At 43.8% G+C, this 23408-nt stretch carries 25 protein-coding genes and 1 tRNA gene; 14 read left to right on the top strand and 12 right to left on the bottom strand.

The window, feature by feature from the left end; genetic code table 11:
* Positions 1 to 87: 87 nt before the first annotated feature.
* The 3 genes from OL444_RS16830 (at position 88) to rluF (ending at position 3078) form a co-directional block, all read left to right on the top strand.
* A complete protein-coding gene (locus OL444_RS16830; protein WP_264731335.1) occupies positions 88 to 1029 on the top strand; it encodes an AraC family transcriptional regulator in 942 nt (313 codons plus the stop codon).
* 113 nt (positions 1030 to 1142) lie between these two features.
* Complete coding sequence (locus OL444_RS16835) at positions 1143 to 2156, top strand: LLM class flavin-dependent oxidoreductase (RefSeq protein WP_264731333.1); 1014 nt, start codon at positions 1143 to 1145, stop codon at positions 2154 to 2156.
* 175 nt (positions 2157 to 2331) lie between these two features.
* Positions 2332 to 3078 (top strand): 23S rRNA pseudouridine(2604) synthase RluF, encoded by a 747-nt coding sequence (gene rluF / locus OL444_RS16840; RefSeq protein WP_264731331.1) that lies wholly within the window; start codon positions 2332 to 2334, stop codon positions 3076 to 3078.
* 9 nt (positions 3079 to 3087) lie between these two features.
* On the opposite strand, the gene OL444_RS16845 is transcribed toward rluF, so the two are convergent.
* The gene (locus OL444_RS16845) at positions 3088 to 3561 is read right to left on the bottom strand and encodes a hypothetical protein (protein WP_264731328.1); all 474 of its coding nucleotides are present in this window, start codon (positions 3559 to 3561) and stop codon (positions 3088 to 3090) included.
* A gap of 313 nt (positions 3562 to 3874) precedes the next feature.
* Here OL444_RS16845 and OL444_RS16850 point away from each other — a divergent pair.
* Positions 3875 to 3947, top strand: a tRNA-Lys gene (locus OL444_RS16850).
* Positions 3948 to 4225: 278 nt separating this feature from the next.
* On the top strand, positions 4226 to 4885 hold the full coding sequence (locus OL444_RS16855) for a hypothetical protein (RefSeq protein ID WP_264731326.1): 660 nt from the start codon (positions 4226 to 4228) through the stop codon (positions 4883 to 4885).
* A gap of 117 nt (positions 4886 to 5002) precedes the next feature.
* Here the strand turns inward: OL444_RS16855 and OL444_RS16860 are convergent, their stop codons facing one another.
* Together OL444_RS16860 and OL444_RS16865 are read right to left on the bottom strand one after the other, a co-directional pair.
* Positions 5003 to 5902: an alpha/beta hydrolase gene (locus OL444_RS16860; protein WP_264731324.1), complete on the bottom strand. Its 900-nt coding sequence runs from the start codon at positions 5900 to 5902 to the stop codon at positions 5003 to 5005.
* Positions 5903 to 6096: 194 nt separating this feature from the next.
* Positions 6097 to 6858: a response regulator transcription factor gene (locus tag OL444_RS16865; RefSeq protein WP_264731322.1), complete on the bottom strand. Its 762-nt coding sequence runs from the start codon at positions 6856 to 6858 to the stop codon at positions 6097 to 6099.
* 83 nt (positions 6859 to 6941) lie between these two features.
* Between OL444_RS16865 and OL444_RS16870 the strand changes: the two genes are divergently transcribed.
* Together OL444_RS16870 and OL444_RS16875 are read left to right on the top strand one after the other, a co-directional pair.
* A complete protein-coding gene (locus OL444_RS16870; protein ID WP_264731320.1) occupies positions 6942 to 7184 on the top strand; it encodes a hypothetical protein in 243 nt (80 codons plus the stop codon).
* 9 nt (positions 7185 to 7193) lie between these two features.
* Complete coding sequence (locus OL444_RS16875) at positions 7194 to 7904, top strand: DUF3667 domain-containing protein (RefSeq protein WP_264731318.1); 711 nt, start codon at positions 7194 to 7196, stop codon at positions 7902 to 7904.
* Between the two features lie 94 nt (positions 7905 to 7998).
* Here the strand turns inward: OL444_RS16875 and OL444_RS16880 are convergent, their stop codons facing one another.
* The 5 genes from OL444_RS16880 to OL444_RS16900 form a co-directional block, all read right to left on the bottom strand.
* The gene (locus OL444_RS16880; RefSeq protein ID WP_264731316.1) at positions 7999 to 8499 is read right to left on the bottom strand and encodes a hypothetical protein; all 501 of its coding nucleotides are present in this window, start codon (positions 8497 to 8499) and stop codon (positions 7999 to 8001) included.
* A gap of 208 nt (positions 8500 to 8707) precedes the next feature.
* On the bottom strand, positions 8708 to 9445 hold the full coding sequence (locus tag OL444_RS16885) for an SDR family oxidoreductase (RefSeq protein ID WP_264731314.1): 738 nt from the start codon (positions 9443 to 9445) through the stop codon (positions 8708 to 8710).
* Positions 9446 to 9507: 62 nt separating this feature from the next.
* Complete coding sequence (locus OL444_RS16890; RefSeq protein WP_264731313.1) at positions 9508 to 10380, bottom strand: helix-turn-helix domain-containing protein; 873 nt, start codon at positions 10378 to 10380, stop codon at positions 9508 to 9510.
* Between the two features lie 134 nt (positions 10381 to 10514).
* A complete protein-coding gene (locus tag OL444_RS16895; protein ID WP_264731311.1) occupies positions 10515 to 11204 on the bottom strand; it encodes a response regulator transcription factor in 690 nt (229 codons plus the stop codon).
* Positions 11194 to 12564 carry a sensor histidine kinase gene (locus OL444_RS16900; RefSeq protein ID WP_264731309.1) on the bottom strand — a complete coding sequence of 457 codons (1371 nt, stop codon included), beginning with the start codon at positions 12562 to 12564 and terminating at the stop codon, positions 11194 to 11196. The genes OL444_RS16895 and OL444_RS16900 overlap by 11 nt, the downstream gene beginning before the upstream one ends.
* 133 nt (positions 12565 to 12697) lie before the next feature.
* Here OL444_RS16900 and OL444_RS16905 point away from each other — a divergent pair, with 133 nt between their 5' ends.
* A complete protein-coding gene (locus tag OL444_RS16905) occupies positions 12698 to 13069 on the top strand; it encodes a hypothetical protein (protein WP_264731307.1) in 372 nt (123 codons plus the stop codon).
* 18 nt (positions 13070 to 13087) lie between these two features.
* Positions 13088 to 14299, top strand: a complete 1212-nt coding sequence (locus OL444_RS16910) for a retropepsin-like aspartic protease (RefSeq protein ID WP_264731305.1) — start codon at positions 13088 to 13090, stop codon at positions 14297 to 14299.
* 270 nt (positions 14300 to 14569) lie between these two features.
* Here the strand turns inward: OL444_RS16910 and OL444_RS16915 are convergent, their stop codons facing one another.
* Positions 14570 to 15022, bottom strand: coding sequence for a VOC family protein (locus OL444_RS16915; protein WP_264731304.1), 453 nt, complete (start codon positions 15020 to 15022; stop codon positions 14570 to 14572).
* A 242-nt stretch (positions 15023 to 15264) separates the two neighbouring features.
* Between OL444_RS16915 and OL444_RS16920 the strand changes: the two genes are divergently transcribed.
* Together OL444_RS16920 and OL444_RS16925 are read left to right on the top strand one after the other, a co-directional pair.
* On the top strand, positions 15265 to 15834 hold the full coding sequence (locus OL444_RS16920; protein ID WP_264731302.1) for a dihydrofolate reductase family protein: 570 nt from the start codon (positions 15265 to 15267) through the stop codon (positions 15832 to 15834).
* 171 nt (positions 15835 to 16005) lie between these two features.
* Positions 16006 to 16404: an NUDIX hydrolase gene (locus tag OL444_RS16925; RefSeq protein WP_264731301.1), complete on the top strand. Its 399-nt coding sequence runs from the start codon at positions 16006 to 16008 to the stop codon at positions 16402 to 16404.
* A gap of 129 nt (positions 16405 to 16533) precedes the next feature.
* Here the strand turns inward: OL444_RS16925 and OL444_RS16930 are convergent, their stop codons facing one another.
* Entirely contained in the window at positions 16534 to 17544 is a 1011-nt protein-coding gene (locus OL444_RS16930) for a hypothetical protein (RefSeq protein WP_264731299.1), read from the bottom strand.
* A gap of 862 nt (positions 17545 to 18406) precedes the next feature.
* On the opposite strand from OL444_RS16930, the gene OL444_RS16935 reads away from it, so the two are divergent.
* Positions 18407 to 19369: an ornithine cyclodeaminase family protein gene (locus OL444_RS16935; protein WP_264731297.1), complete on the top strand. Its 963-nt coding sequence runs from the start codon at positions 18407 to 18409 to the stop codon at positions 19367 to 19369.
* A gap of 39 nt (positions 19370 to 19408) precedes the next feature.
* Positions 19409 to 20446, top strand: a complete 1038-nt coding sequence (locus tag OL444_RS16940) for a proline racemase family protein (protein ID WP_264731295.1) — start codon at positions 19409 to 19411, stop codon at positions 20444 to 20446.
* A 251-nt stretch (positions 20447 to 20697) separates the two neighbouring features.
* Here OL444_RS16940 and OL444_RS16945 read toward each other — a convergent pair whose 3' ends face one another.
* On the bottom strand, positions 20698 to 21564 hold the full coding sequence (locus tag OL444_RS16945; RefSeq protein ID WP_264731292.1) for a creatininase family protein: 867 nt from the start codon (positions 21562 to 21564) through the stop codon (positions 20698 to 20700).
* Between the two features lie 96 nt (positions 21565 to 21660).
* Here OL444_RS16945 and OL444_RS16950 point away from each other — a divergent pair, with 96 nt between their 5' ends.
* On the top strand, positions 21661 to 22572 hold the full coding sequence (locus OL444_RS16950; RefSeq protein WP_264731290.1) for a LysR family transcriptional regulator: 912 nt from the start codon (positions 21661 to 21663) through the stop codon (positions 22570 to 22572).
* Between the two features lie 88 nt (positions 22573 to 22660).
* Here the strand turns inward: OL444_RS16950 and OL444_RS16955 are convergent, their stop codons facing one another.
* On the bottom strand, positions 22661 to 23380 hold the full coding sequence (locus OL444_RS16955) for a hypothetical protein (protein ID WP_264731288.1): 720 nt from the start codon (positions 23378 to 23380) through the stop codon (positions 22661 to 22663).
* Between the last annotated feature and the right edge of the window lie 28 nt (positions 23381 to 23408).

Raw genomic sequence — 23408 nt, forward strand, 5'->3', positions numbered from 1 at the left:
ATCGGGTAAGTTGACCAGCAGGGAGCATCTTGTCTCTGCATGCTGATTGTTGAACAATATTGTAAATTTGTCGGGAGGCCATAGACCATGCGTAATAATAAAAGTAAGATTCCAACATTTAAAGTAAATAATTTTCAGCGCTCCTTTTTTGTAGGACGCGATGAAAAAGGAGATACTTATCCTTTACCGGCAACTCAGTTTTTTGAAATCGAACGGATCGACAATCTATTTAATAAATGCGAAGAATGCCGGGAACCACACCGTATCGATTTTTATTTCCTGTTGTTGCTGACAGGAGGGGAAGGGGTACATACCTTCGATGACCAGGAGCATTATATCAAAGAGAATACGCTTTGTTTCGTGAATCCGGATATGGTAACGTCCTGGAACTCCCAGACCGATTATCAGCAGGGATATTCCTGTTCATTTTCAGAAGAATTCATTCACCTGGGCCGTGAAAACAAACGGTTCCTGCATGAATTACCTTTCTTCAAACTGGGCGGCAGTGCGGTATTACCGCTGCAACCGGAACAGGCACAGTATTATGCCACCCTGCTGGAACAGATGTGTCTGGAGAAACAACGCAACACCATTCACTCTCCGGATATACTCCGCACTTTATTACAACTGTTCCTGCAGAAAGTACAATCAGAGTTTGGTCCGAAAGATTGCCAGCTGAAAACGACTAACAACTCCGGATTACGGCTTACCAAGGCCTTTATGGATTTGTATCACCAGGATTTCGATCTGCTGCGGAAAGGGAAGATCAACCAGCCGAAACAGATATCTGCCTATGCAGAAGTGCTGGGCATCACCCAGAATCATATGAATGATACTGTGAAAGAAGTCACCGGTAAATCAGCGGGGCAGCATATCCAGGATCGCCTGACCAAAGAAGCTACCATGTTGCTGATGCAATCGCATTTAAGTGTCAGTGAAATCGCCTTTAAACTGGGATTCAATGACCCGTCCTATTTTTCTCGTTTTTATAAGAAGAACACCGGCGTAAGCCCGTCTGCATTGAGATAGAAGGGGGCTGTAAATTGTACTGGTTAATCTGTATATTCTCCTGTCATCCGGTGTTGTTCTGTTGGTACTTTTGCAGGATCAACAGAAAAAAGAACCATACAATAACGGGCATTATGAATAAGCAGCATACCGCAACGCGTCCTTTATCGGTATTGGACCTGGCCACCGTAGTGGAAGGACAAACACCCGCCGACGCGTTTCACCGCAGCCTGGAGCTGGCGCAGTTTGCAGAAGAGGCAGGATTTAAGCGTTTCTGGATGGCAGAGCACCATAATATGGTCAGCGTAGCCAGTTCGGCCACCTCCGTACTGCTGGGCTATATCGCCGGCGGTACTAAACATATACGGGTAGGTTCCGGTGGCATCATGCTACCTAACCATGCCCCACTGGTGATTGCAGAGCAGTTTGGTACCCTCGCTGCCCTGTACCCCGACCGGATCGACCTGGGATTGGGCCGGGCGCCAGGTACCGATCAGGTAACCGCCCGCGCATTACGCCGCGACCGTATGTCAGCAGCCAACGATTTCCCGGAAGAGGTGCTGGAATTACAAACCTATTTTTCACCGGATAATTGTAATAGTCCCGTAAGAGCCATCCCCGGAGAAGGACTGGATGTGCCTATCTGGATACTGGGCTCCAGCACCGACAGTGCTTACCTGGCCGCCGCCATGGGCTTGCCCTATGCGTTTGCCAGCCACTTTGCACCTACCCACCTGCATGCCGCGCTGCGTATCTATCGCGAACATTTCAAACCATCTGAATTCTTACAACAGCCATATACCATGGCCTGCGTCAACGTAGTGGCTGCAGATACCAATGAAGAAGCCCAACACCTGGCAACGTCTTTCTATCAGATGTTCCTGGGCATCATCCGGGGCCGGCTGCGGCAGCTGCCACCGCCGGTAGCCAGCATGGACAATATCTGGAGCCCACATGAAAAAGCGGCCGCCCAACAGATGCTGGACTACTCTTTTGTAGGTGATCCGGCTAAGATCCGGCAGGACCTGAAAGGCTTCCTGGATGCGACCGCCGTCGATGAACTGATGGTAACGGCACATATCTACGATCAATCTGCCCGGTTACATTCCTATAAATTATTGCGTGAATTGTTTGATGATGTAGGATAGATAGTACGATTCCTATCCGCAGGAGAGCCTTGTTCGCGTAACCGGACAAGGCTTCCCTGCTATGGGCATTACGTGTAGCCTTTGCCGTGGCGGCGAATATCCTGCCGGCAAAAATATCCGACATGTAAGCTTTTGCCCGGTTTTAAGTATTTTGCAGCTGATTTGAAAAGTAACTATGGACATCAGCGTTAATAAATACATCAGTGAAACCGGTTTTTGCAGCCGGAGAGAGGCCGACAAATACATTGAACAGGGACGTGTCACCATCAATGATAACATTGCCTCAAAAGGAAACCGTGTAAAAGATGGAGATGTAGTGGAAGTAGACGGAGAACCGCTGAAAAAGAAGAAGTCCACCATTTATATTGCCCTCAACAAACCTAAGGGAATTACCTGTACCACAGATATGAAGGATAAGACGAACATCATCGATTATGTCAATTATCCTTCCCGCATTTTCCCGATCGGCCGGCTGGACAAACGTTCAGAAGGCCTCATCTTCCTGACCAACGATGGCGATATTGTCAATAAAATTCTGCGTGCCGGTAACCAGCACGAGAAAGAATATATTGTTACGGTAGATCAACCTATTACCGTGGAATTTATCAAGGCCATGCGAAACGGTGTGCGCATTCTGGGCGTGGTTACCCAGAAATGTTTTGTACAGCAGGAAGGACCGAACCGTTTCCGCATCATCCTGACGCAGGGCCTCAACCGGCAGATCCGCCGCATGTGTGAGGCACTCGGCTTTGAAGTGACGACGCTGAAACGGGTACGTATCATGAATATGACCCTCAAGGATCTCGCCCCCGGCAAATGGCGTTACTTCACGAAAGAGGAAATCACCAACATCAATACCCTGGTGGCCAACAGCAGCAAAACTGCCGGCAAAGGTGATCAGGATGGTGGAATGGATGAATAACCCCGTTCCTTATTTCAGCTTTTTAATATAAGAGAAAGACGAATCTTTGCCATAGGTAAAGATGAATTGACCGTTGACATCCATACCGTCGAAAGTAGTGGTGCCGATTTTCTGATTGTATACCGGTACATGTGCAAACGCAATGACCATGGAATCGAGGTATACATATTCCAGTTCCAGTTTTTTAAAGCCCATCTCTTTCATGTAGCGGAAGGCATTCCGGCTTTTGTCACTGGCATTTTCCAGGCTCCATAAGTCCTGCGGAAAACGGTGGAAGCGGAGGCGATAATCCTTGATGGCTTCAATGAAAGCCATAGCAGGTGCTATCTTCCGTTTTTTCTTTTTGATGTTGGTAGGGATACTGATGCCGGCGTCTTTATTGGCTACGCGGTTACCTTCGCTATCGGTGGTATAAAAACCTAATAAAGCACATCCGCTGCACAGGCAGCATAATAATAGTGGCAGGATAATAGTTTGGCGCATGGCCGTAAATTAATGAATTATCTGAAGGCGGGAGCGGAGCGGATTATTTTTTTGTGTGACAGATGGCGGTTGCTTTGGTTGTATAGGTTGTTTTCAGTTGTTTAGTTTTGTGCGGCTGGAAACCTTTATCTGTAAGGTGTTGCAGGGTGTGTGGCGGAGAATTGTCAGTCGCTTTTTATTGCAGCGATATCGGCAATGAACAACACGATAAATTCGTATAGTCGTTACATTTATAGAAAAAAAATGAGTGAAAAATTTGGAAGTAAAATTATAATTCCTATTTTTGCATCCCCTTAACAACAAAACAGGGAATGATTCCGTAGCTCAGTTGGTAGAGCAATACACTTTTAATGTATGGGTCCTGGGTTCGAGTCCCAGCGGGATCACAGACAACTTCTAAAACCTGCGCTAGTCGCGGGTTTTTCTTTTTTAGTTGAGCGTTTAGTTGAGGTCCTTATTATATAAGGGATCAAGTTGAATTCTTTCCCGTCCTGTAAAGTAACTAACGATTTAGTTAAACAAACTTCACCAAAATTTTTCAAACAATAGTGAGTAAAGTGTAAGATGATATTTTTATGATTTAATAAATGAACAAATCATTAATGGATTCTTTGAATTTCAGAAATAAAGTATTGGACGTATCTTGCATCTTTAGGTTTATAATATGAATAAAATTATCCCTGTATTTCTTATTGCTATCATTGGGTTGGCTGCCTGTAGCAAAAAAGACAAAACTCCCCCAATCAGTGAAAGAATTATCATTTATGATAACCTTGTATTTAGTGCCTTGAAATTTTATGATCAAAATCAATATTTTTCTACCTTCGATACTAGCTTTAAGCGTCCAAAGGGAAAGTCCGATCTTACAGAAACACAGTTGAAGAATGTTGATATTCTGTATTTTTATGACTGGGAAGATAGTAAACATGGATTTATGGACCCCAAAACAGCTGGAAAGGAGTGGTACTGGAACAATAAATATTATTACTACCCTTGGCTGTCTGGTAGTAAGCAAACAGTATTTTACACAACGGAGCTGAAAGGCGAAGACTTTATTAAAGTGAAATCAGACCCTGGTTTGTTTGATACTTATTTTAAAGATACAGTAATAGCCAAACATCCGGTGTTCCCTGATGGGAGTTGCATTGGGGGAAGAAGTACCTTAGATATGAAAGACTTGGCACGTGGACAGGTATGGGCATTGAAATCCAGTGCTTCCGGTAAACGGAGTTTTCTATATATCCGCGCAGATCAGGAGCATGGATGGCCGGATTATCCAATCAAAGGTTTCAGCGTAAAAGTAGACATCATCACTGAAAAATAACAACATAGGTGAAATTTGTTATTATTTTGCGCCGCGCTGTAACGGAATATGCATAACGTTGAGATAGTTGTTGATAATGTTGCTTTATAACAGCGGCAATCAATGATTTCAAATCTGTCAGCGTAGATCCGATCGTCTGAAAATAAACCGCAAAGCGTCGTAATAGGCTTTGATGGGTTCCGTCATATGCGTGTCTTCGGGATAGCTAACATACTTATGGTCTAAACCCGGAATCTTCCTTTGGGTGATGATAGCATCGAATTTTACAAGATCGTTATGGAAGGTGGATTGGCCGTCTGATAATCCTTCGTATGCATCACTGTAAAAGATCATTTTGTTTATTACGCGATCATTTTTTAGCTTTTCAGCAGCGAGGCTAAGTAAATAGCCCTTATCCCACCAGAAGGATGGGCTTATCGCAATATAAGCCCCGAACATATCCGGCCGCGTTAACAGGCAATTGATTGTGGTGATACCGCCAAATGAATGTCCTGCAAAAATTTTAAAAGGTTTTGTTTTGTAGTGCGCGTCAATATAAGGGATCAGTTCAGTCCCAATGAACTGCAAAAATATATTGCCGCCGCCACTTGACTTATACCGGGAGTTTGAAGTGGTGTCAGGATTGCCATCATTATCAGTAATACTATGGGTAGGAGTAAGGTCCCTTACACGGTTTGTATTGGGGATGCCGACTATAATCATTTCGGGCACAACATTTACATCGCTGCGGCTTAAATACCGACAATATTCTGCCACCAGACTAAAATGATTGTCCCCGTCAAGTATGTACATGACCGGGTAACGCTTATCAGGCATCAAGGTATCTGCAGGTGGTGCATAAATATAAACTTTCCGATATTCCCCCAACACCTTAGACGAAAGCTGGATGATATCTGCCGATATGGGTTTAAAAACCGGATCGGTTTGGGCAAGCAGGCTGTTGGGAATTAACAGGATGAAAAAAACATACACGATGCTATTTCCAAAATGACGCTTTAAGCAGCTGCTGTAATTCATACCAATAGAAGGGTTAAAGTGTGTATATGGTTTTGGAAGTGTATACTAGTTTACCCTGCTGCTGTCAGCATCGCCAGCGTTCCTGCTGAACTGATCCCATTTTGTAAGCAGCATACCGCTTCCTGATGGCGTCTCCTCATAGATGCTATCCGGCAGCAGCTCCAAAAGTACATCACATGCTCCCGTCGGCCCCATTACATCATCCTGTTATTCACCGCCTGCGCTAACGCATCCGCAATACTCCCCACTTCTAACCGCTCAAATATCTTCCGGCGATAATATTTCACTGTATCCGGCACTACAAATATCTTTTCCGCAATCTGGTTGATGGAAAGTCCCTGGGCATACATGCGTAATACTTCCAGTTCCCTGTCTGTAAGTACAGGTTTGCCATTTTTGCTCCATTTCTTTGTTTGCAGGTTTAGCTGCCAGATGTCGTTACTACCTTGCTTGAATATACGAACATTGCCGGGGTATTGCTGGGAAGAGAGCGATACCAGACACATAGATTTCCAGATTTTTCCTTCGGTTGTCAGGAAGAGGGGGGTGAGCCGGTGGTTGACCAGTATTTGCTTTCCTGCTTTGGTAACCAGTTGAAAGTCGTAAGAGATGCTGTACTGCTTCTTTTCGGGCTCGGGTAGCTGTGCATAAAAATCAAACCCGGCATCATTGATCGTGGAAAGCATTTCCAGGTCCTGGGGTGGCACATGCTGGAAGTAAAACTCATAACCCAGCTGCATCACTTCATCGGCCGTATGGCCACAAAGGAATAGCGGATTGTCCGAAACGTATTCAAATGACATATTCGAATAATCTATTATATAGATACTCTCGTAAGAAAGCCGTGCAAACGCCTTCACTACATCCAGATAGTGCTGCCCGCTGAGATCATTGTCAGTGATGTTATCTGGTCTGTTCTTTGTCAGCAGGGCATGGCCGGGCCTATTTTTCATCATAAGTATTAAAATCGCTATAAATTTACACTCAAGTGTAGAGGTTTGCAAGCAAAAAGTCTGGATTTTTGGTGGAAATCCAGATTATGAACCTATCAAGTATTGACACTAAGGAGCTGCTAAAAAGAAAAAGCCGTATTCAGGGAATACTGGCAGCATTCCAGTTACTGTGCGTGATAATGATCGTTTGTGTGCTGATGATTAAAGAAAAGAAGGTAGTGTATATCGCCCCGGTGCTGCCATTGTCGCTGGTCTTTTTACCTCTATTTCAACAGCTGAAAGCTATTAAGAAAGAGCTGCAATCCCGTGCAGCAACTTCCGCTAAATAATTTTTTACTATGAATTGCAAATCATGTAACGCGGCTGTTGCTGATAAGTATTGTGGACACTGCGGCAATCCGATAGCATTGAAGCGGGTGGATAGCCATTATATCATTCATGAGGTGCAGCACGTGCTGCATTTTGAGAAGGGAATATTGTATACAATCAAGGAGCTGTTGATACGCCCCGGCGTAAATATCAGGAGGTTCCTTACGGAAGACAGGAGCCGGCTGGTGAAACCGGTCATTTTCCTTATCATATGTTCGCTGCTGTATACGCTGATTACCCATTTCTTTCATATCGAGAAAGACCATTACGTAAGCGAGTCTATACGGTACGAAACCTTTGCAGCCCTCACCACATGGATAGAAGGGCATTATGGCTATGCCAATATCATCATGGGCCTTTTTATCGGCGCGTGGTTGAAATTGTTTATGCGCAAAAGCGCGTACAATTATTATGAGGTACTGATCATGTTATGTTTCGTGATTGGTACGGGGATGTTGATATATGCATTGTTTGCACTGGTGCAGGGAATCAGCGGGAAAAATATGAAGCTGGTATCGGAAGTGGTATCGCTGTTATACAGTATGTGGGCCATTGGTCAGATATTGGGTGGAAGGAAGATAAAGGGATATGTTCTGTCCCTGGTGGGTTATATATTAGGCATGGGATCGTTCTGGTTGGCAGTAGAATTGTTGGCCTGGATAATAGATCGGTTCAAATGATTAAGTATGGCGCAGTCATGCCGGCCACTATTTTGTACTGTAAGGTTCACGAAGAAAAAGCTAATCGAAGGATTAGCTTTTTTGTTTAACGGTATCAGGATTCGAAGGAAGGGCTGGCCTGGTTCGATTCATTGGAGGCTCGGGGATATGTGCATAGTAATTTCATAAAATTCACAATACTTACTTCAAAAACCTTCCTAAGCTCATCAAAATTCAACCTTTGTTCAAAGTTTTCATTGGCGATATTATCTATATCTACTACTTTGAACTCAATATTATCAAACCCGGTTCCAAAAATAATTTCTTGATTAACTGTATAATTCTTCTTATCGTTGGCTAGTAATATAATGCTTAAAGTTATATCATTAGGCCGCTGTCCATTCGTTTCTTCTATGTCCTCTTTGAATGTATATGATATAGAAAACGTACATACTTCTTTTTTGCCTCCTTCAAGCGAATGAAGTATAAAGCTGTTTTTTTTTCCATAAACTACCTCTTTCTTTACCAATATATCAATACTTGTTTTAAGTAAACAAGTATTGATATGGTTGTCTATTCGTAAAATTTCATTACTTATGAATGATTTTAAATTCATTGGATTTTATTTATAGTTTGCAGCTTTGGAAAGCAGCTACACTAAGTGGATGCGAAGATAATACTGAAAAACGTCATAAATAAAAAAAAGGAATTGCGCAAAAAAAACAAAGGTTACAGCATCCCAGATTGTGTTTGCGGTCAGGCAAGCCGGGAACGGAAAGCCTCCATATTACAAATACCCTGTCAGTGGTTCATTTTAATCTTCATTACCAAGGTATTTCTCCTGTTTCAGGATTATTTTCCTCACTGAAAAACTTTCCTGTAGGACCATCATTGTCAATTAGCGCATATTTTACGATCCGTTTTCCGGCATCATTAACAGATCCGGGTCCACGATGTCCATTGAAATCTGTTTTGGTATATCCCGGGCAAACGGCATTTATTTTGAAGTTGGTATTTTTAAATTCGTATGCCAAAACAACCGTGTACATATTCAAGGCTGATTTTGAAGAAAGATATACAACGCCTTTGTAATCGTAGTATTTATAGGTAGGATCGCTGTGCAGGGTAATGGAGCCCTGACTTGAACTTACATTTACAATACGAGGTGCTGACGACTGTTTCAATAAATCAATGAATGCCTGTGTAACCCGCACCACGCCGTAAACATTGGCATCATAAACTGCTTTAAACTGGTCAATAGTTGAGTCAAGTGTTGTTTGTGGGTGACCGCCATAAATACCCGCATTATTTACAAGGATGTCCAACACGTTGGTTTTTTTACCTATTTCTTTACGGGCTTTCATGACTGATTCGTCATCTGTAATATCAAGCTGAATAACTTCTACATTGTTTAATCCCTTCGCTTTTAATTGACCAACAGCTTCAACACCATTTTCTACATTACGACTGCCGAGGTAAACATAAATTCCTTTTTGAGCAAGTTGCTGTGCAATTTCAAAGCCAATGCTTTTGTTAGCTCCTGTTACTAATGCAAATTTCATTTCTATGAATTTTATAAGGCAAAAGTAGCGGGGCAAAAAATAGGGGAAATGGACAATTCAACTTATTTCCCCGACAAATCTTGCCTGGGCAGAAAATCACTTGCACTTTTTCCCGTACTTTTTTTGAAGAGCCTTGAAAAATAATCAGGGTCATTAAAACCTAATTCATAAGCCAATTCTTTGATAGAAATATTAGAATAACGCAACTTCCTCTGAGCTTCCGCTATCAAACGGTTAACAAAATAATCTTTTGGCGATATTCCGGCATATTCCTTTACAATCCGATATAAACTGTTTGTAGATAAAGCTAATTTTTCTGCAATGGCATTGATAGAAGGTTGCTCCGTAAGGTACGTTTCCACGACTAACTTGAACTCGATAAACTTTGAAAGATTGGTGTTTACGATATTGACGGGTGCTGTGTTTTTGAAATAAGCGCTGTTTAATTCTGATAGCAATGAGTTCAGATAAGCTAATATTATTTCAGTGTCGGTCTCATATTTATCTAAGTGAAGTATCTGATTTAAAATTCCAAAAACTTTTATTACTCTTTCTTTTGCAGCACTGTCGAGCACTATGATTGGTGTGTTTAAAGGGTTGACCAAAAAAGAAAATTGCTGTGGCAACAAGGCCAATGTACTTTCATCAAACAGCAGCTTGAAATATTTAAGACTATCTGTTTTCGTGGGGGGCGTAAAAATTTGATTGGGCATTGCAAAAAGCAAGTGCCCGTCGGTAAGTGTAAAGTCTTGTAGGTCTAAATTGTATGTAATTGAACCGCTTTCAATTAATACAATAAAATAAGAAGATAATCTGCGAGGTTGCAGCAGCTTTTTTTGATGATCAACTGAAAGATAAGGATTGTCGTTTGAGCGGATCTTTATTCCAAACTCATCATGCTGTGAGGCCTCATGTTTTCCTTTTGGTTCTTTCATGTTTGCTGGTTAAAGGTGAAGGTATATTAAATATATGAAAAATATATGTATATCGGCCCCTTCCATGTACCAGGTACTTTCTAAATAATAAATTCACAGTATCAGCATGTACGCAAGGGCCTTATCAGGAAGCATCAACCACTCCCCAACAAAAAACGAAACCCAACGCCTCTGATACTTTCAATTTTTATGGCAGGATCTTCGGCCAGGTATTTTCTGAGCCTGCTGACAAAGACGTCCATACTTCTTCCCTTAAAAAAATCAGCTTCTTCCCAAAGCTCGTCCAGGATCGAAGTTCTTTTAATTAGCTGGCCTTTGTTCAGGTAGAGATAGTGGAGCAGTTGGGCCTCTTTTTCGGTGAGCACTCTTTCTGTGGTAGGAGAGCGGAGCAGCAGGTTTTTGGGATCAAAATGGTAGACGCCAATGGGGAGTATATCGCTTGCAGGGGCATCCTGGTTTTTGGTGCGTTTGAGGATGTTCCGGATTCTTTGGATCAGTTCATCGGCATCAAAAGGCTTCACGATATAGTCGTCGGCCCCAAGCTTTAGCCCTTTCATAATGTCTGCTTTCATTTTTCTCGCAGTCACAAACAGGAAAGGGGTTTGGGGATACTGGATGCTGATTTTTTCCGCCAGGACAAAGCCGTCTTCAAGCGGCATCATGACGTCTATCACGATAATGTCATAGGTGCTGGTTTTAAGTTCGTTTCTGGCTTCCACACCATTAAAAACCCGTTTGGCCACCAGGCCATTCATTTCCATGTATTGTTGGAGCAACTGTCCTAAATCAACATCGTCTTCTACTATTAAAACCTTAATTTCCATGGATCGGTAGTTTTATGGTGAACAGGCACCCTTCTCCAACGCTGCTTTTAACCGTTATGGTTCCACCTATTTGGGTTGCAGCCTGCCTGCATAAATATAAGCCTATCCCCAGGCCTTTGGCAGAATGGATATTCTTTTCGGGAATCCGATAGAATTTGTCGAAAATGTGGGGCAGATAGGTAGGATCTATTCCCGGGCCCTGATCTGCTACTTCTATGAAGTAGGCGTTGTTGACAACATAGGATTTTATGCTGATCGGCGAGTCGGGACCGGCATATTTTGTTGCATTCTCAATAAGGTTGTTCAATATCTTGTCCAGGGCCGCTGTATTGGATTTGAGCCATACCGGCTTTTTTTCTATAGCCACCTGCAAAGGATGGATTGGCTCGCTGGTGTATTGATATAAATAGTCTGTTATGTTGATGGTTTGAAGGGGGAGCTGAAGTTGGCCTGCTATCGAACTGTCTAAAACGCTGTCCACCAAATGTTGTATTTTATCGTATTGCCTGGCCAGTGTTTGTAGCAGTTCTTTTCTTTTGTCGGGCGCTGCATCAATCTCTGCTCTCTCCAGGGTCTTGAGTATGAGCTTAACCGACGCCAACGGTGTTTTTAGTTCATGTGTTATATTATTGGCGAAGTCTGTTTTCATTTCGGAGATTTTCCGCTCCCTGATGGCCAGCTTAAAAATCCTATAAAACAGAAATATTACGCCTGCCATTAATCCGAATGCAGAGAAGAAGATTAATGCCATCCGCTTCAGGATTTCGGAGGTCCAATGCGTGATATCAAGATATTGGTTATAGCTGATCTTTAATAGGATGTCGTCATTGCTCCCTGCTTTTGCTTCCTGTTTGCGGGTGGTGTTGCTGACGGTACTGGCAATAATGTCCTCCTTTGAAGCCTCGAAGCTATCCCCGAAAAAAACAAGCGGCTTCGAATCCGCTGACAACAAAGTATCCTGCCTGTTGGCAATAGTTACTACGATTTCATTAAACGCCAGTTTGTATTTCATGCGGCGTAGGATGGGAACCGCTTTTAGTTTTTTTTGAACAAAAGGATCAAGCACCTTTTTGGCTGAATCTATACTGTGTTTAAATGACTGTAGAAACGCCTCTTTGGTAATTGCCTTGTCCAGATATTGCCAGGTCAGTTGTTTGAGCAGTTCTATTTCCTGGGTTGCTGCCGTCTCCAGTTCCTTGCTGGTCCTGACTGCATCAATCGCCCGTTGGACTTCGGCATGGTATTTTTCTTTGGTGAGCTCGTACGTGTTTTTTACGAGATAGTATTGAATAAAGGAAAGTGCTCCAATAACCAGTATGCAGCAAATACGGAGTATGTTTATTTTTCGATTTGCGTTCATCGTGATTCAAATATAGTTGATAGACTGATATCTATCCTATTGTTTATGTGCATTAACGCTTTATTAACCCTTCGTTGACCGCCTGTCTCTCCATTGTTTATCACTTTTGTTTGCGAATTAAATACATAAAAAAATGAAAAATCTACTGCTTACGACAATGGCGTTATTGATGACAATGATTGTTTTTGCCCAAAAGCAAGCCATAACACAAAAAGTGACATCAAGTAATGCAACCATTACAACTACCCCAAAAATCCTTTCCCTGGTGGCCGGTTTTGATGCAGAAAAAGAAAAGGAAATAAAGGTGTTGATCGGAAAGAGGCTGGGTAATCCATCAGAAAACGAAAAGGGCTATTGTTCATGGAATGCGGAAAGCTCCTACAAGGTTGTACTGAGAGCGCAAAAACTAACCATCGATATCGACAAGACAAAGCTGACAGCTGCCAGGATAAAAATATTTGAACAGCTGCAGCATGAGTTACTGCATATACTTAATAATGGTTGAACTTTTAATACGAAATAAATGAAAAGCAAACAGCTGTTGATCCTGGTATTGATCATGTGTGGCCAAAATGTATGGGCTCAAAAAAGAATGCCCATGATAAGGGCCAATAGCGATCAGGTAAGGGTAGTAGAGAGTAGCATTACGCAAAATAACATATGGAAAATATCGCCGCGGCAAAAACCGGACGTAATGGTAGCCAATCCATTTACAGGCACGCAGCAGGTGACATTCTATACCGACATCGATTCCATTTCCTTCAAGGTAAAGCCAAACAGCAACTATGATTTCATCATATTGCTGAATGGCACCGATACGGCTTATACCCGGATCAGTACCTGGCAGGATGCGGTACCCACTTATGAACCCTGGCTCTATTACGAAAGCACCGGCGCAAAGCATATACTGGGTATAGATACCATTCCTTTTGTACTTGGGAAGGACAACAGGATTCATTTTAAAGGAACTGTCAATAAAAGCGATACATTGGATTTTATATTTGATACCGGAGCGAATGCCTGCGTTATCAAGTCGTCGATCGTGGGTAAAAAGGTGGAGCTGCATGTCAATGGCAAATCTACCAATGTGAGCTCGGACGGAAGCCGTTCGGTTGCTGTCAGCAAAGGCAACAAGATGAAAGTCGGCCCCTTGGCATTTAAGCATGTCGAGCTGACGCTGATAGATTATACGGCGGATTTCCCTTTTGATGTAGTGCTTGGCTGGACTGCTTTCAGGGATAAGGTCGTTGAAATAGATTATGAAAGGGGGATGTTGCTCATTCATGACAGCCTGCCGGAAATGATGGCAGGTTATTCGAGATTGGACATGAAGATAGATGCTATTCCTTACGTAAAGTGTAAGCTTGCCGTAAACGGAAAAGAGATGGAGGGATGGTTCGATTTTGATACAGGATCAGACGGCAGCCTGCATATCGGATATGCTTTTGCAAAAAATAATTCGATGAAGGGGACCATGAAGGTGATTGGGAAAGCAGCCAGCAAAGGCACAGCAAATTTACCTGTCAGCTATAAATTGGTATTGTTGCCTGCACTTAAACTAGGGACATTGGAAATGTATCAGGTGCCGGTGTACATGAGCGAAGAGGAGCGGGCTAATATGGAAATCATAGGCAATAATATCTTAAAGAGATTTAACACCATCATCGACTTCAAAGGGGGGGCTGTCTATTTAAAGCCAAACACGCTTTTCTATGCGAGTCCTTTGATTGTGTGAGTTGGCCCCGCTGGTTAAGATCAACGAATATCCCGGCAAAAATAAAAGGCATGGACTAAGACCTGTAAACTAATTTCGGCAGGATCACAAATGAAAGAAGCGCACTTAACTGCGCTTCTTTCATTTAAATACGTTTAAGTATTTCAAACGCATTTCAAGTTATGTAAGGAAACAGATTACCCGATAACCTACGGGATTGTGTGATACCTATTGAATAACATCCGGTGTAGTGGTGTGTTTCAGGAGGATTTTATAACAACGTACGTGCTATCATTTATTGGTAAGTTGTTCTGCCAGGCCGATTAGTAGTCCGTCTTTTGCCCGGATGTAACAAAGCCGGTACGATTGCTCATACTGCACTACTTCGCCCACCAGCTGAGCGCCATGCTTGCTGAGTCTCGATACCAGTTCGTCAATATCTTCCACGGTAAACATAGCGCGCAGGTAACCAAGCGCGTTCACGGGAGCAGTCCGGTGATCGGAGATAACCGGTGGCATTAGAAATCGAGAAAGCTCAATCCGGCTGTGGCCATCAGGCGTCACCATCATGGCAATCTCCACATGTTGGTCGCCCAGTCCGGTCACACGCCCGGCCCATTCTCCTTCGACGGAGCCCCGCCCTTCGAGCCGCAGGCCTATCTCGGTGAAAAAGGCAATCGCCTCATCGAGGGATTCCACCACGATCCCGATATTGTCCATACGCAGTAACTTATTTTTTGCCATAATGCTGTTTTTTGATGATAGGCATCACGCCTGATTGAATGGCACGTATTTCCTGCGTGCGCGATGACTAAAGTTACACATAACTGGCAAAGTTCCGCATGGCAGGTGCCAGCTATCCTTTATGGCTACATCAAATGCAATGGTTAATCACCCCCTCATATTGTCGGAATAGCGCCCCACCAGTGTCGTTACGCAGCCTTAAATTTGGATAATCATTAAATCACTCATCAAATCACTATAAAATGAGAAAGGTTAGAATTTTTGAACATATTTCCCTGGATGGTGTTATTGAGCACGACGCCAACTATACCTACGGTGGATGGACGGCTCCTTATCGCACGCCTGCCGGGATGGCGTTGCTGCTGGAAATGTATGGTACCCGCTTCGATATGCTGCTTGGCCGTAAGACCTACGATGAGTTTTTGGGTTACTGGCCCAATGCGGGAGATTTTCCGATGGCCAACGCGATCAACGCCGCAACAAAATACGTGGTCACTCATCGCCCGGAAAGCCTTGAATGGGGGCCTGTCGGGCACCTGGGGGAAGACATCATCGCAGGACTTCGCGACCTCAAGTCTACAGCCGGCCCTGATCTGGTGCTTTGCGGAAGTATATCCCTTACATCGGTGCTGCTGGATGCGGGATTGATAGATGAGGTGATCCTGATCGTATACCCGGTGTTATTGGGTAAAGGCAAACGCCTTCTTTCAGACAGCTTTGACGCCCGTAAACTCGAATTTGTGCGCACGGTAACTACACCAACAGGCGTGCTGCTCAATACTTACCGGCACCTGGGAGCGCTGAACAGCTGATTAAAAAGTGCTGTTTTTATATTATAAAATTGAGGGGCTGGGTCATTAACCTACACCAGGTAATGGGGATGATGGCATCGGGTATCTGTATGTGAATACGGCAGTAAGGATAATTATTGTTAAATTACATGCCTTTTTATTTTAGATGATGTCACATTTTGAAGAAAATATATGAAAGTAATTGACAAACTTGCCTGGATAGAAATTAAAAACAAGTCCATATTATCTACCAAATCTCTCGGAAAACAGAAATATTATATTCCCGGAGGCAAGAGAGAACAAGGAGAAAATGATGAACAAGCCCTCTGCCGCGAGATTTCAGAAGAGCTGAATGTGGAGCTGGACGTGGAAACGCTGAGATTTGTGGGCACCTTTGAAGCGCAGGCAGACAGTCACCCGGATGGTGTGTGTGTGAAAATGACGTGCTACGCCGCTAATTACAACGGCACGTTAAAAGCATGTTCAGAAATAGAAGATTTCAAATGGTTAAAGTATGCCGATAAAGATAAAATCTCTGAGGTGGATAAATTGATCTTTGACTTTTTAAAAGAGCAGGATTTAATTGATTAGCGCTTATTTCAAGATTTTATAGCTCATTATATAATGAACGAAAAGCCATACAATCCCTGCTTTAAGTGGGTTGTATGGCTTTTTATTTGGTAGTACGATCATCAGTATCAACCCAAAACAGGCTTGCTATTAACGTTTTTTACGCAGCAGAATAGTTAGTGCAGATACTTCTCCGGTTCTTTGAAGGCGCTGGGGGTGATCTTTTGAAATAACTTTAACCCAACGTTGATTAAATGCATCTAACTGGGGATCGGGGATAATGGCCGTCAAAAAACGGCCGTTAGGTCCGGCATTATAAGAGGCATCTCCGCCACAACCCGTCAGGACCCAACCCGATCTGACCCCTACGGTAGAGGTTTTATATCCATTGGGATCCGGATTAGGAGCGTAGTCTGTCCAGGTATAGTCTTCCTGCGTTTCAAGTGTGCCAAACCCCGGAATATCCGGTTTAATATTGATGGCAAATGCACTGGCCGTGGAAGGATTTTTTGTAACACTATGATGACCGGTTACATACCATCCGGGGGTATTGGGAATAGAGAGATTTAGTAAGGTGCCATCGCCGGTGCCATTAATTCGGCCACCACCGCCTATGGTGAGATAATCCCGTGTGCTGTAAACGTTTATTTCCGGATCATAATTTAACGTTCCCTGGGCGCCGGTGGCGGAATCGACTTTGATGTATTTTTTCAGTTCAGCTTTTGGCACACCATCCAGTCGTAACCCGATGGCATAGGCCACCAGTGTATGAGGAAAAACAAGCTGGTGGTCTTTAGACGACGCATGCCAGGTACTCAGGTTACCATCAGGATAGGCAGCCGTCAGGTAGGCACCCGGTGCGCCGAACGTAGGCAAAATGGCGGCGCCCCCTCCAACCAGTATATATTCTGACGGCACTGATACATCTACCGAATTACCTTGACCATAGCTCTGGTTGGTAACAATGATGGTGTGTACGGTTCCTGACCAATCCTGGCTTTCCGCCGGACTGCGTCGCTGGGTCTGCGCATCACTCTCCGGCTCATGCTCATTGCCGGATGCATTTACGGGATCCTTTAAAGATTGATCCTTGTTACAGGAAAAAGAAATGACGGCAAAACACATCATTGCCAGTAAAGATTGGGTTAAAAGATTTTTCATGTGGCGTAGATTTAAATGATGACTGATACTGCACTATAGTAGTGCTCTTTTAAGATGAAAAGAATAGGATGACTGGCTGGTACCAGCTCCAAAAAAACAGTAGCCGGCGACCTGACTGATGATGGCATAGGACCTGCTCCGGTCGCTGGTTTTAAATAATTGTGGCTGTTGTTGTTAAAAACGGTTTTTCGATAGCCGGCTGTTTGGGTATAGATCGTGACATTGGTTTGGGTGGTGCCGCATCATGTTATATAACGGTAAAACTTCGATGACTAAAGTTGTAATATTTTTCATGGCTTTACCAGTGGGAATTTTTTATTAAGATATTTCATACCCCAGATAGCGCGATGTCGAAATCGACCATTGACCTGAATTAACCTGATAAAAAGAGTTATTTTAAATACAGAAAATATTTTATGCTGTATTGATGTTGCGCAATGAGTATAACGCATGGCTTTACCGTAAAAAAAGATACCCACATGCTATTGCACCTATTATCAGCACTATAATGATGCTGTAAGTCAGATAGAGAGGTAGGATTCACCGCTGCATGCATTTATCAGACAGCGGGCAGGTTAATTTTAGCAAAGAAACGGTTAACATCGGTAACCATCTCCATAACAATATGGAATACTTTCGCACTGTTTAAACGATCCTCCATCACAGAAGCGAACTGTGATGAAAGGAGATAAGATGCGGAAAAATAAGTCCGGGTAAGATTGCCGTCGCCTGGTTAAATAATCATGGACAGTTTAATTTAATCATAAAAGGACGACACAGCTGTGTGTTCTCCGGCGGCGGCCGTGTTACACGGTATTCATTAGTATTCAGGGTGGTCTTGTAAGACTTTTATGTATCTATAATGCTGGTATTAAACAATCATGAAATTGCAGGTCTGCTTTCACTGGATGAAGTGATAGCAGCAGTAGAGGCGGCGCTCATTGCCAATGAGCAAAATAGTTGCCTGGTTCCCAAACGTATGCATATTGACTGGGGAGAAAATACTTTTCTTTCCATGCCTTCCTTTTCCGATACCTGTTTTGGTACTAAGCTGGTATCTGTTGTACCGGGAAACAGGCAGCACGATTTGGCTGTTACAAATGGCGCGATGTTGCTGAATGATGCCCGTACGGGTTTCCCACTGGCCATCATGAATGGGGCAAAGCTGACCGCACTACGTACCGGCGCGCTGGGCGCCATCGGAATCAAGTATATGACACCTCCCGATACTGATACGATCGGATTAATAGGATGTGGGGTACAGGGAATACAACAGGCGATCTTTGCCTGTGCCGTGCGGCCGGTGAAAAAAATATATTGTTTGCAGCGATCAGCATCAGGTATGGCCGCTTTCACTACAGCGCTCCGGGAACAATTTCCGGCAGTAACGGTCATCCCTTGTGAAGATGCTGCCACCATACTGCAACATACAAACGTAGTTATTGCAGCCAGCAGGTCTGCTACCCCTGTTTTACCCAACGATATCCGTTTACTGGAAAATAAACATTTCATCAGTATCGGTTCCTACAAACCTGATATGCAGGAGTTGCCGGACCTGGTTTTCCAGCTATCCGGGAAACTGGCTATTGATTCGGTGTTTGCTAAAACAGAAACCGGCGATATTATCAATCCACTCAGGAAAGGAATTTTGCAGGAGCAAGATGTATTTACCATCGGAAAAATTTTAACCGGCGAAATACAGGTAGACGTAGCGGGGACTACTGCCTACAAATCTGCAGGAATGGCGCTCTTTGATTTGTTTGTGGCAAAGGCTTTATACGAAACAGCAAAGTCCCGTCGTATCGGCACCGACATCGATTTTTAAAAGAACATCTTATCAATAATTATTTACCGCCCTCACTATATGCAAACACTGCTTAACAACCTGCATTGGGAAGCACCTGCCCAATGGTTAAAGATAGAGACGATAGATATGCATACCGGTGGCGAACCGTTGCGTGTTTTTATTGCCGGATTACCGGCAATAAAAGGAGAGACCGTGCTGGAGAAAAGAAGATACTTCAAGGAACACCTGGACTTTATCCGTACGGGTACCATGTGGGAACCTCGTGGGCATGCCGATATGTACGGCGCCGTGATCAGTACTTCAACAGATGCGGATATGGATGTCTTCTTTCTGCATAATGAAGGGTACAGCACCATGTGTGGCCATGCGATTCTTGCATTAACAAAACTCGTACTGGAAACGGGTATGATCAAAAAGGAGGGACCGTATCCGGAACTAACCATCAATGTGCCCGCGGGTAAAATTTACGCCCGTGCCACGATGGAAAATGGACTGGTCAGTAGCGTATCCTTCCGGAATGTGCCTTCTTTTTTGTATTTGTCAGACCAGGAAGTAATGGTGCCGGGCATCGGCAATGTAAAGTTTGATGTAGCTTACGGCGGTGCATTTTATGCCTTTGTAAATGCCGAAGACCTGCAGCTGGAGCTGACTGCCCCGCACTATAACCAGCTGATTGACTATGGCCGCAGGATTAAAAATGCGGTTATGGACAATTTTAGTATCAGGCATCCATTCGAAGAAGACCTGAGTTTCTTGTATGGCACCATTTTCACAGGAGCTGCGCTGGAGAAAGAACATCATAGCCGCAACGTATGCATTTTTGCAGAAGGTGAGGTAGACCGCTCTGCTACTGGTTCCGGCGTCAGTGCACGGGCAGCGCTGCATCATGCAAAAGGGGAATTAAAGATCAATGAAACCATTGTAATAGAGAGTATCACCGGCAGCACGATGGGCGTAACCGTTCGGGAGCTGACTACCTTCGGTGATCATAACGCTGTAATACCGGAGGTAAGTGGAACCGCTTTTATCACCGGGCGACATACCTTTTATTTTGATCCGGAGGATCCGTTTAAAAAAGGGTTTATTTTCAGATAACCAGCTATAGCAGGATACCTCCGGGTAAATATGATGGCTACCATCAGTGGCCGGAGCGTAATTATTGTCAATAGATATGTTCAGGCTTTTGCGCCGCTATCAACATACCCGAAAAATGTAACTATATCTTTGTAACACGGTTATTATTGAAAGACAAATCTATTGCCCCTGGTAAGGAATACGCTACCAGGGGCAAAACTGTAAGTGGAAAAATACCTGCCGTTTTTCCTTCCTTGCTGCACGGAAAAAAACTATTTCAACTGATCCACCCTGTCGAAAAACTCATTTTGCAATCTGATGGTTTGAGTATCGGCCTTCACTATTTTCAATGCTTTAGTAAACTGTGCAATCTCCTGATCGCTGATAAATTTGCCCAGGGCCGCATTTGATTTGGAGGCATCACCGGCGTAATGGTTAGGGTAGGCCGCATACCACCAGATGGGCGTATACAAGCCCGCTAAGGAGGAGCGATGCTGGTTGTCGCCGTTGTCATCGGAGGCCCGGTTCATCCGCATTAAATCCGGCCGGTAATGCAGTAAAATGGATGTTTCGCTTTCGCCGCCATGCAAATCACCTCCCATATCGCTAACATGCTTCTTTTGGTAGGCCTGGGTGTAAGCCGCATCGGTTTCCGCCCGGTACAGATACACGGCATAGTGGTGGCGCTTATTGAGCAGGCCTTGCATAAAGAATTCCAAAAACTCCGGATTACCCCCATGCCCGTTGAGGAGGATGATCTTATCAAAACCGTTGCGGGCAATCTCATCACAGGTAGCTTCCAGTAGTTCGAGTATCAGTTTGTTGGGCAGGGAAAATGTGCCGGGCTGGTGCCGGGCTTCGTTGATCTGGCCATAAAAATAATCCGGGAAAACAACGGCATATTCCGATTGTACCGCACGGGCTGCCCATTCCCGTACATGGATTAAATCAGTGCCCAGCGGCGAATGCTGGCCATGTTTTTCCAGGATGCCGATGGGCAGAATACAGGTCTTCGAAGACTTTTGCAGGGCCGCCGGGAAATCGCTGGCTACTAATTCGTCCCAGCGGGCGGGTAATGCCTGAGCAAGGAGGTAGTTGGAAAAAAGTAAAGCGGCAAGTGCCAATAGAGATCCTTTCATATGTTTTGAATTGATGATTATTTCCAGCCGTAAAACTATTACACCGTTATCTATGAAAACAATGAATTAATTTTGAGCTATCCATCTAATTAGCTCATGTTAAATATCAACCTGCATCACCTGACGGTGATCCATGCCATCGAAAAAGAGGGCTCTATGACCCGTGCCGCCGAAAAACTATATATTTCTCAGTCTGCCCTCAGTCACCATGTACAGGAACTGGAAAAGAAAATAGGGGCCAAGGTGTTTGAAAGAAGGAGCAAAAAGCTATACCTCACACCCATCGGACGGAAGATGATCGATAGCGCCGCCATTGTGCTCGCGGAATTACAAAAACTGGGACAGGAAATTCAGTCCTTAAAAAATGGCGAAAGTGGAACAATCCGGATTAGTACGGAATGCTATACCACGTACAACTGGCTACCCCGGTTAATCAGGAAGTACCATCAGATCTATCCCCTGGTAACCGTACAAATCATGGATGGCGCTACCAGAGGGCCCTTGTCGTTTCTGCAAAATGGAACATTGGACATAGCGCTGGTCAGCAGGCAGGCCACACAGCCGTTGGATGATAATCCTTTGTTCAGGTTTACCCCTGTTTTTCAGGATGAACTGGTGGTGATTATCAGTAAAGAAAATCCCTTGTCAAAGCAACGACAGTTATACCCGAAGGATTTTCCGGAACAGACATTAATTACGTATGATATCGAGGATCGGGATAATGATTTGGTTGAAAACGTTTTAAAACCCAACAACGCGGAGCCGGCGAAGGTGATAAAAATGCCTTTGACAGAAGTCATCCTGGAGATGGTGAAATTGAATCTGGGCATTACGGTGATGGCCAAATGGCTCGTGGCTCCTTTATTGAATGACGATTTGAAAATGCTTCCTTTCCGGGATGATTTTTCGAAAAGGTGCTGGTGCCTGGTAACGCTTGCCCGGCAAAGTATTCTCCAGCAAGACTTTATAGCTTTTGTGCGGAAGGAATTGCAAAAGGACATGTACTGAATATGATGGTGGTAGAGTGTGCGTAAAGCGAATATTAAGTAAGCAGGTATCTATACTTAATATTCGCTTTTCAAAGCCAGCAGACTATTTAACTGAACAACTCCGTGAGAGACTGCACTGATATTGTTGCTTGCTGCGAATTTTGAACACTGTCGGCATTAATCCACACTGTTTGACTACCGTTACCTGACAAATTCCAGGTTATCGATTGATACGCGTTATTTTTAATGCTCACCTTAGGTTGTACCGTGTTACCATAATACTGCACTGCATTACCCAGTCCATTTGCCGGTGCATTCACACAGAATAGGGTTGCTGTATTTTCAGTAAATTGTACCGAAACGAATGCATTTATATTGCTGGTAATTTGGGCTGCATACCAGTGAGATGCGGGTACTGCTGCGTAGCGGGTAAACTTCGTGAACGAATGTGGCTTCCCATCCAGAGGAAGGAGCACATTATTTATTCCAGTGGGATCCAGGGGCATTTTTACACTACCGATAAATGCCTGAATACTGGCACCTGGGCTGCCATTCAGAATAGCGGCAGCTATTGTCGAAGTATCATCTCCACTTACAAAACATACGGCTGCCAATCCTTGATTGGAAGTCGTTCCGGGGACTGTAATGGTTACCGGTGGCAAGCTGTTGTTACCTGTAATGACAACATTGGTATCCGCATCATTTTCGGCATAATTATAAAAGAAAAGACCATAAATCTGACCTTGATTTAATCCTCCGGTACAGGTGGCGGTATCCCCTTGCCCCATCGTGATAAGCTGACCATTATTCCAGGTAATTGCAGACATATTAAATAGATTATGTTTATTTTCCTAC

Source organism: Chitinophaga nivalis, from assembly GCF_025989125.1.
Lineage (GTDB): Bacteria > Bacteroidota > Bacteroidia > Chitinophagales > Chitinophagaceae > Chitinophaga > Chitinophaga nivalis.

What these genes read in the sequence shown, in the direction of transcription:
- OL444_RS16955 (WP_264731288.1), bottom strand. Translation starts at nt 23,380, where the DNA reads ATGTCTGCAATTACCTGGAATAATGGTCAGCTTATCACGATGGGGCAA.
- OL444_RS16935 (WP_264731297.1), top strand. Translation starts at nt 18,407, where the DNA reads ATGCTGGTATTAAACAATCATGAAATTGCAGGTCTGCTTTCACTGGAT.
- OL444_RS16865 (WP_264731322.1), bottom strand. Translation starts at nt 6,858, where the DNA reads ATGATGAAAAATAGGCCCGGCCATGCCCTGCTGACAAAGAACAGACCA.
- OL444_RS16845 (WP_264731328.1), bottom strand. Translation starts at nt 3,561, where the DNA reads ATGCGCCAAACTATTATCCTGCCACTATTATTATGCTGCCTGTGCAGC.
- rluF (WP_264731331.1), top strand. Translation starts at nt 2,332, where the DNA reads ATGGACATCAGCGTTAATAAATACATCAGTGAAACCGGTTTTTGCAGC.
- OL444_RS16905 (WP_264731307.1), top strand. Translation starts at nt 12,698, where the DNA reads ATGAAAAATCTACTGCTTACGACAATGGCGTTATTGATGACAATGATT.
- OL444_RS16870 (WP_264731320.1), top strand. Translation starts at nt 6,942, where the DNA reads ATGAACCTATCAAGTATTGACACTAAGGAGCTGCTAAAAAGAAAAAGC.
- OL444_RS16910 (WP_264731305.1), top strand. Translation starts at nt 13,088, where the DNA reads ATGAAAAGCAAACAGCTGTTGATCCTGGTATTGATCATGTGTGGCCAA.
- OL444_RS16895 (WP_264731311.1), bottom strand. Translation starts at nt 11,204, where the DNA reads ATGGAAATTAAGGTTTTAATAGTAGAAGACGATGTTGATTTAGGACAG.
- OL444_RS16875 (WP_264731318.1), top strand. Translation starts at nt 7,194, where the DNA reads ATGAATTGCAAATCATGTAACGCGGCTGTTGCTGATAAGTATTGTGGA.
- OL444_RS16830 (WP_264731335.1), top strand. Translation starts at nt 88, where the DNA reads ATGCGTAATAATAAAAGTAAGATTCCAACATTTAAAGTAAATAATTTT.
- OL444_RS16920 (WP_264731302.1), top strand. Translation starts at nt 15,265, where the DNA reads ATGAGAAAGGTTAGAATTTTTGAACATATTTCCCTGGATGGTGTTATT.
- OL444_RS16950 (WP_264731290.1), top strand. Translation starts at nt 21,661, where the DNA reads ATGTTAAATATCAACCTGCATCACCTGACGGTGATCCATGCCATCGAA.
- OL444_RS16930 (WP_264731299.1), bottom strand. Translation starts at nt 17,544, where the DNA reads ATGAAAAATCTTTTAACCCAATCTTTACTGGCAATGATGTGTTTTGCC.
- OL444_RS16900 (WP_264731309.1), bottom strand. Translation starts at nt 12,564, where the DNA reads ATGAACGCAAATCGAAAAATAAACATACTCCGTATTTGCTGCATACTG.
- OL444_RS16880 (WP_264731316.1), bottom strand. Translation starts at nt 8,499, where the DNA reads ATGAATTTAAAATCATTCATAAGTAATGAAATTTTACGAATAGACAAC.
- OL444_RS16835 (WP_264731333.1), top strand. Translation starts at nt 1,143, where the DNA reads ATGAATAAGCAGCATACCGCAACGCGTCCTTTATCGGTATTGGACCTG.
- OL444_RS16945 (WP_264731292.1), bottom strand. Translation starts at nt 21,564, where the DNA reads ATGAAAGGATCTCTATTGGCACTTGCCGCTTTACTTTTTTCCAACTAC.
- OL444_RS16915 (WP_264731304.1), bottom strand. Translation starts at nt 15,022, where the DNA reads ATGGCAAAAAATAAGTTACTGCGTATGGACAATATCGGGATCGTGGTG.
- OL444_RS16925 (WP_264731301.1), top strand. Translation starts at nt 16,006, where the DNA reads ATGAAAGTAATTGACAAACTTGCCTGGATAGAAATTAAAAACAAGTCC.
- OL444_RS16855 (WP_264731326.1), top strand. Translation starts at nt 4,226, where the DNA reads ATGAATAAAATTATCCCTGTATTTCTTATTGCTATCATTGGGTTGGCT.
- OL444_RS16890 (WP_264731313.1), bottom strand. Translation starts at nt 10,380, where the DNA reads ATGAAAGAACCAAAAGGAAAACATGAGGCCTCACAGCATGATGAGTTT.
- OL444_RS16885 (WP_264731314.1), bottom strand. Translation starts at nt 9,445, where the DNA reads ATGAAATTTGCATTAGTAACAGGAGCTAACAAAAGCATTGGCTTTGAA.
- OL444_RS16860 (WP_264731324.1), bottom strand. Translation starts at nt 5,902, where the DNA reads ATGAATTACAGCAGCTGCTTAAAGCGTCATTTTGGAAATAGCATCGTG.
- OL444_RS16940 (WP_264731295.1), top strand. Translation starts at nt 19,409, where the DNA reads ATGCAAACACTGCTTAACAACCTGCATTGGGAAGCACCTGCCCAATGG.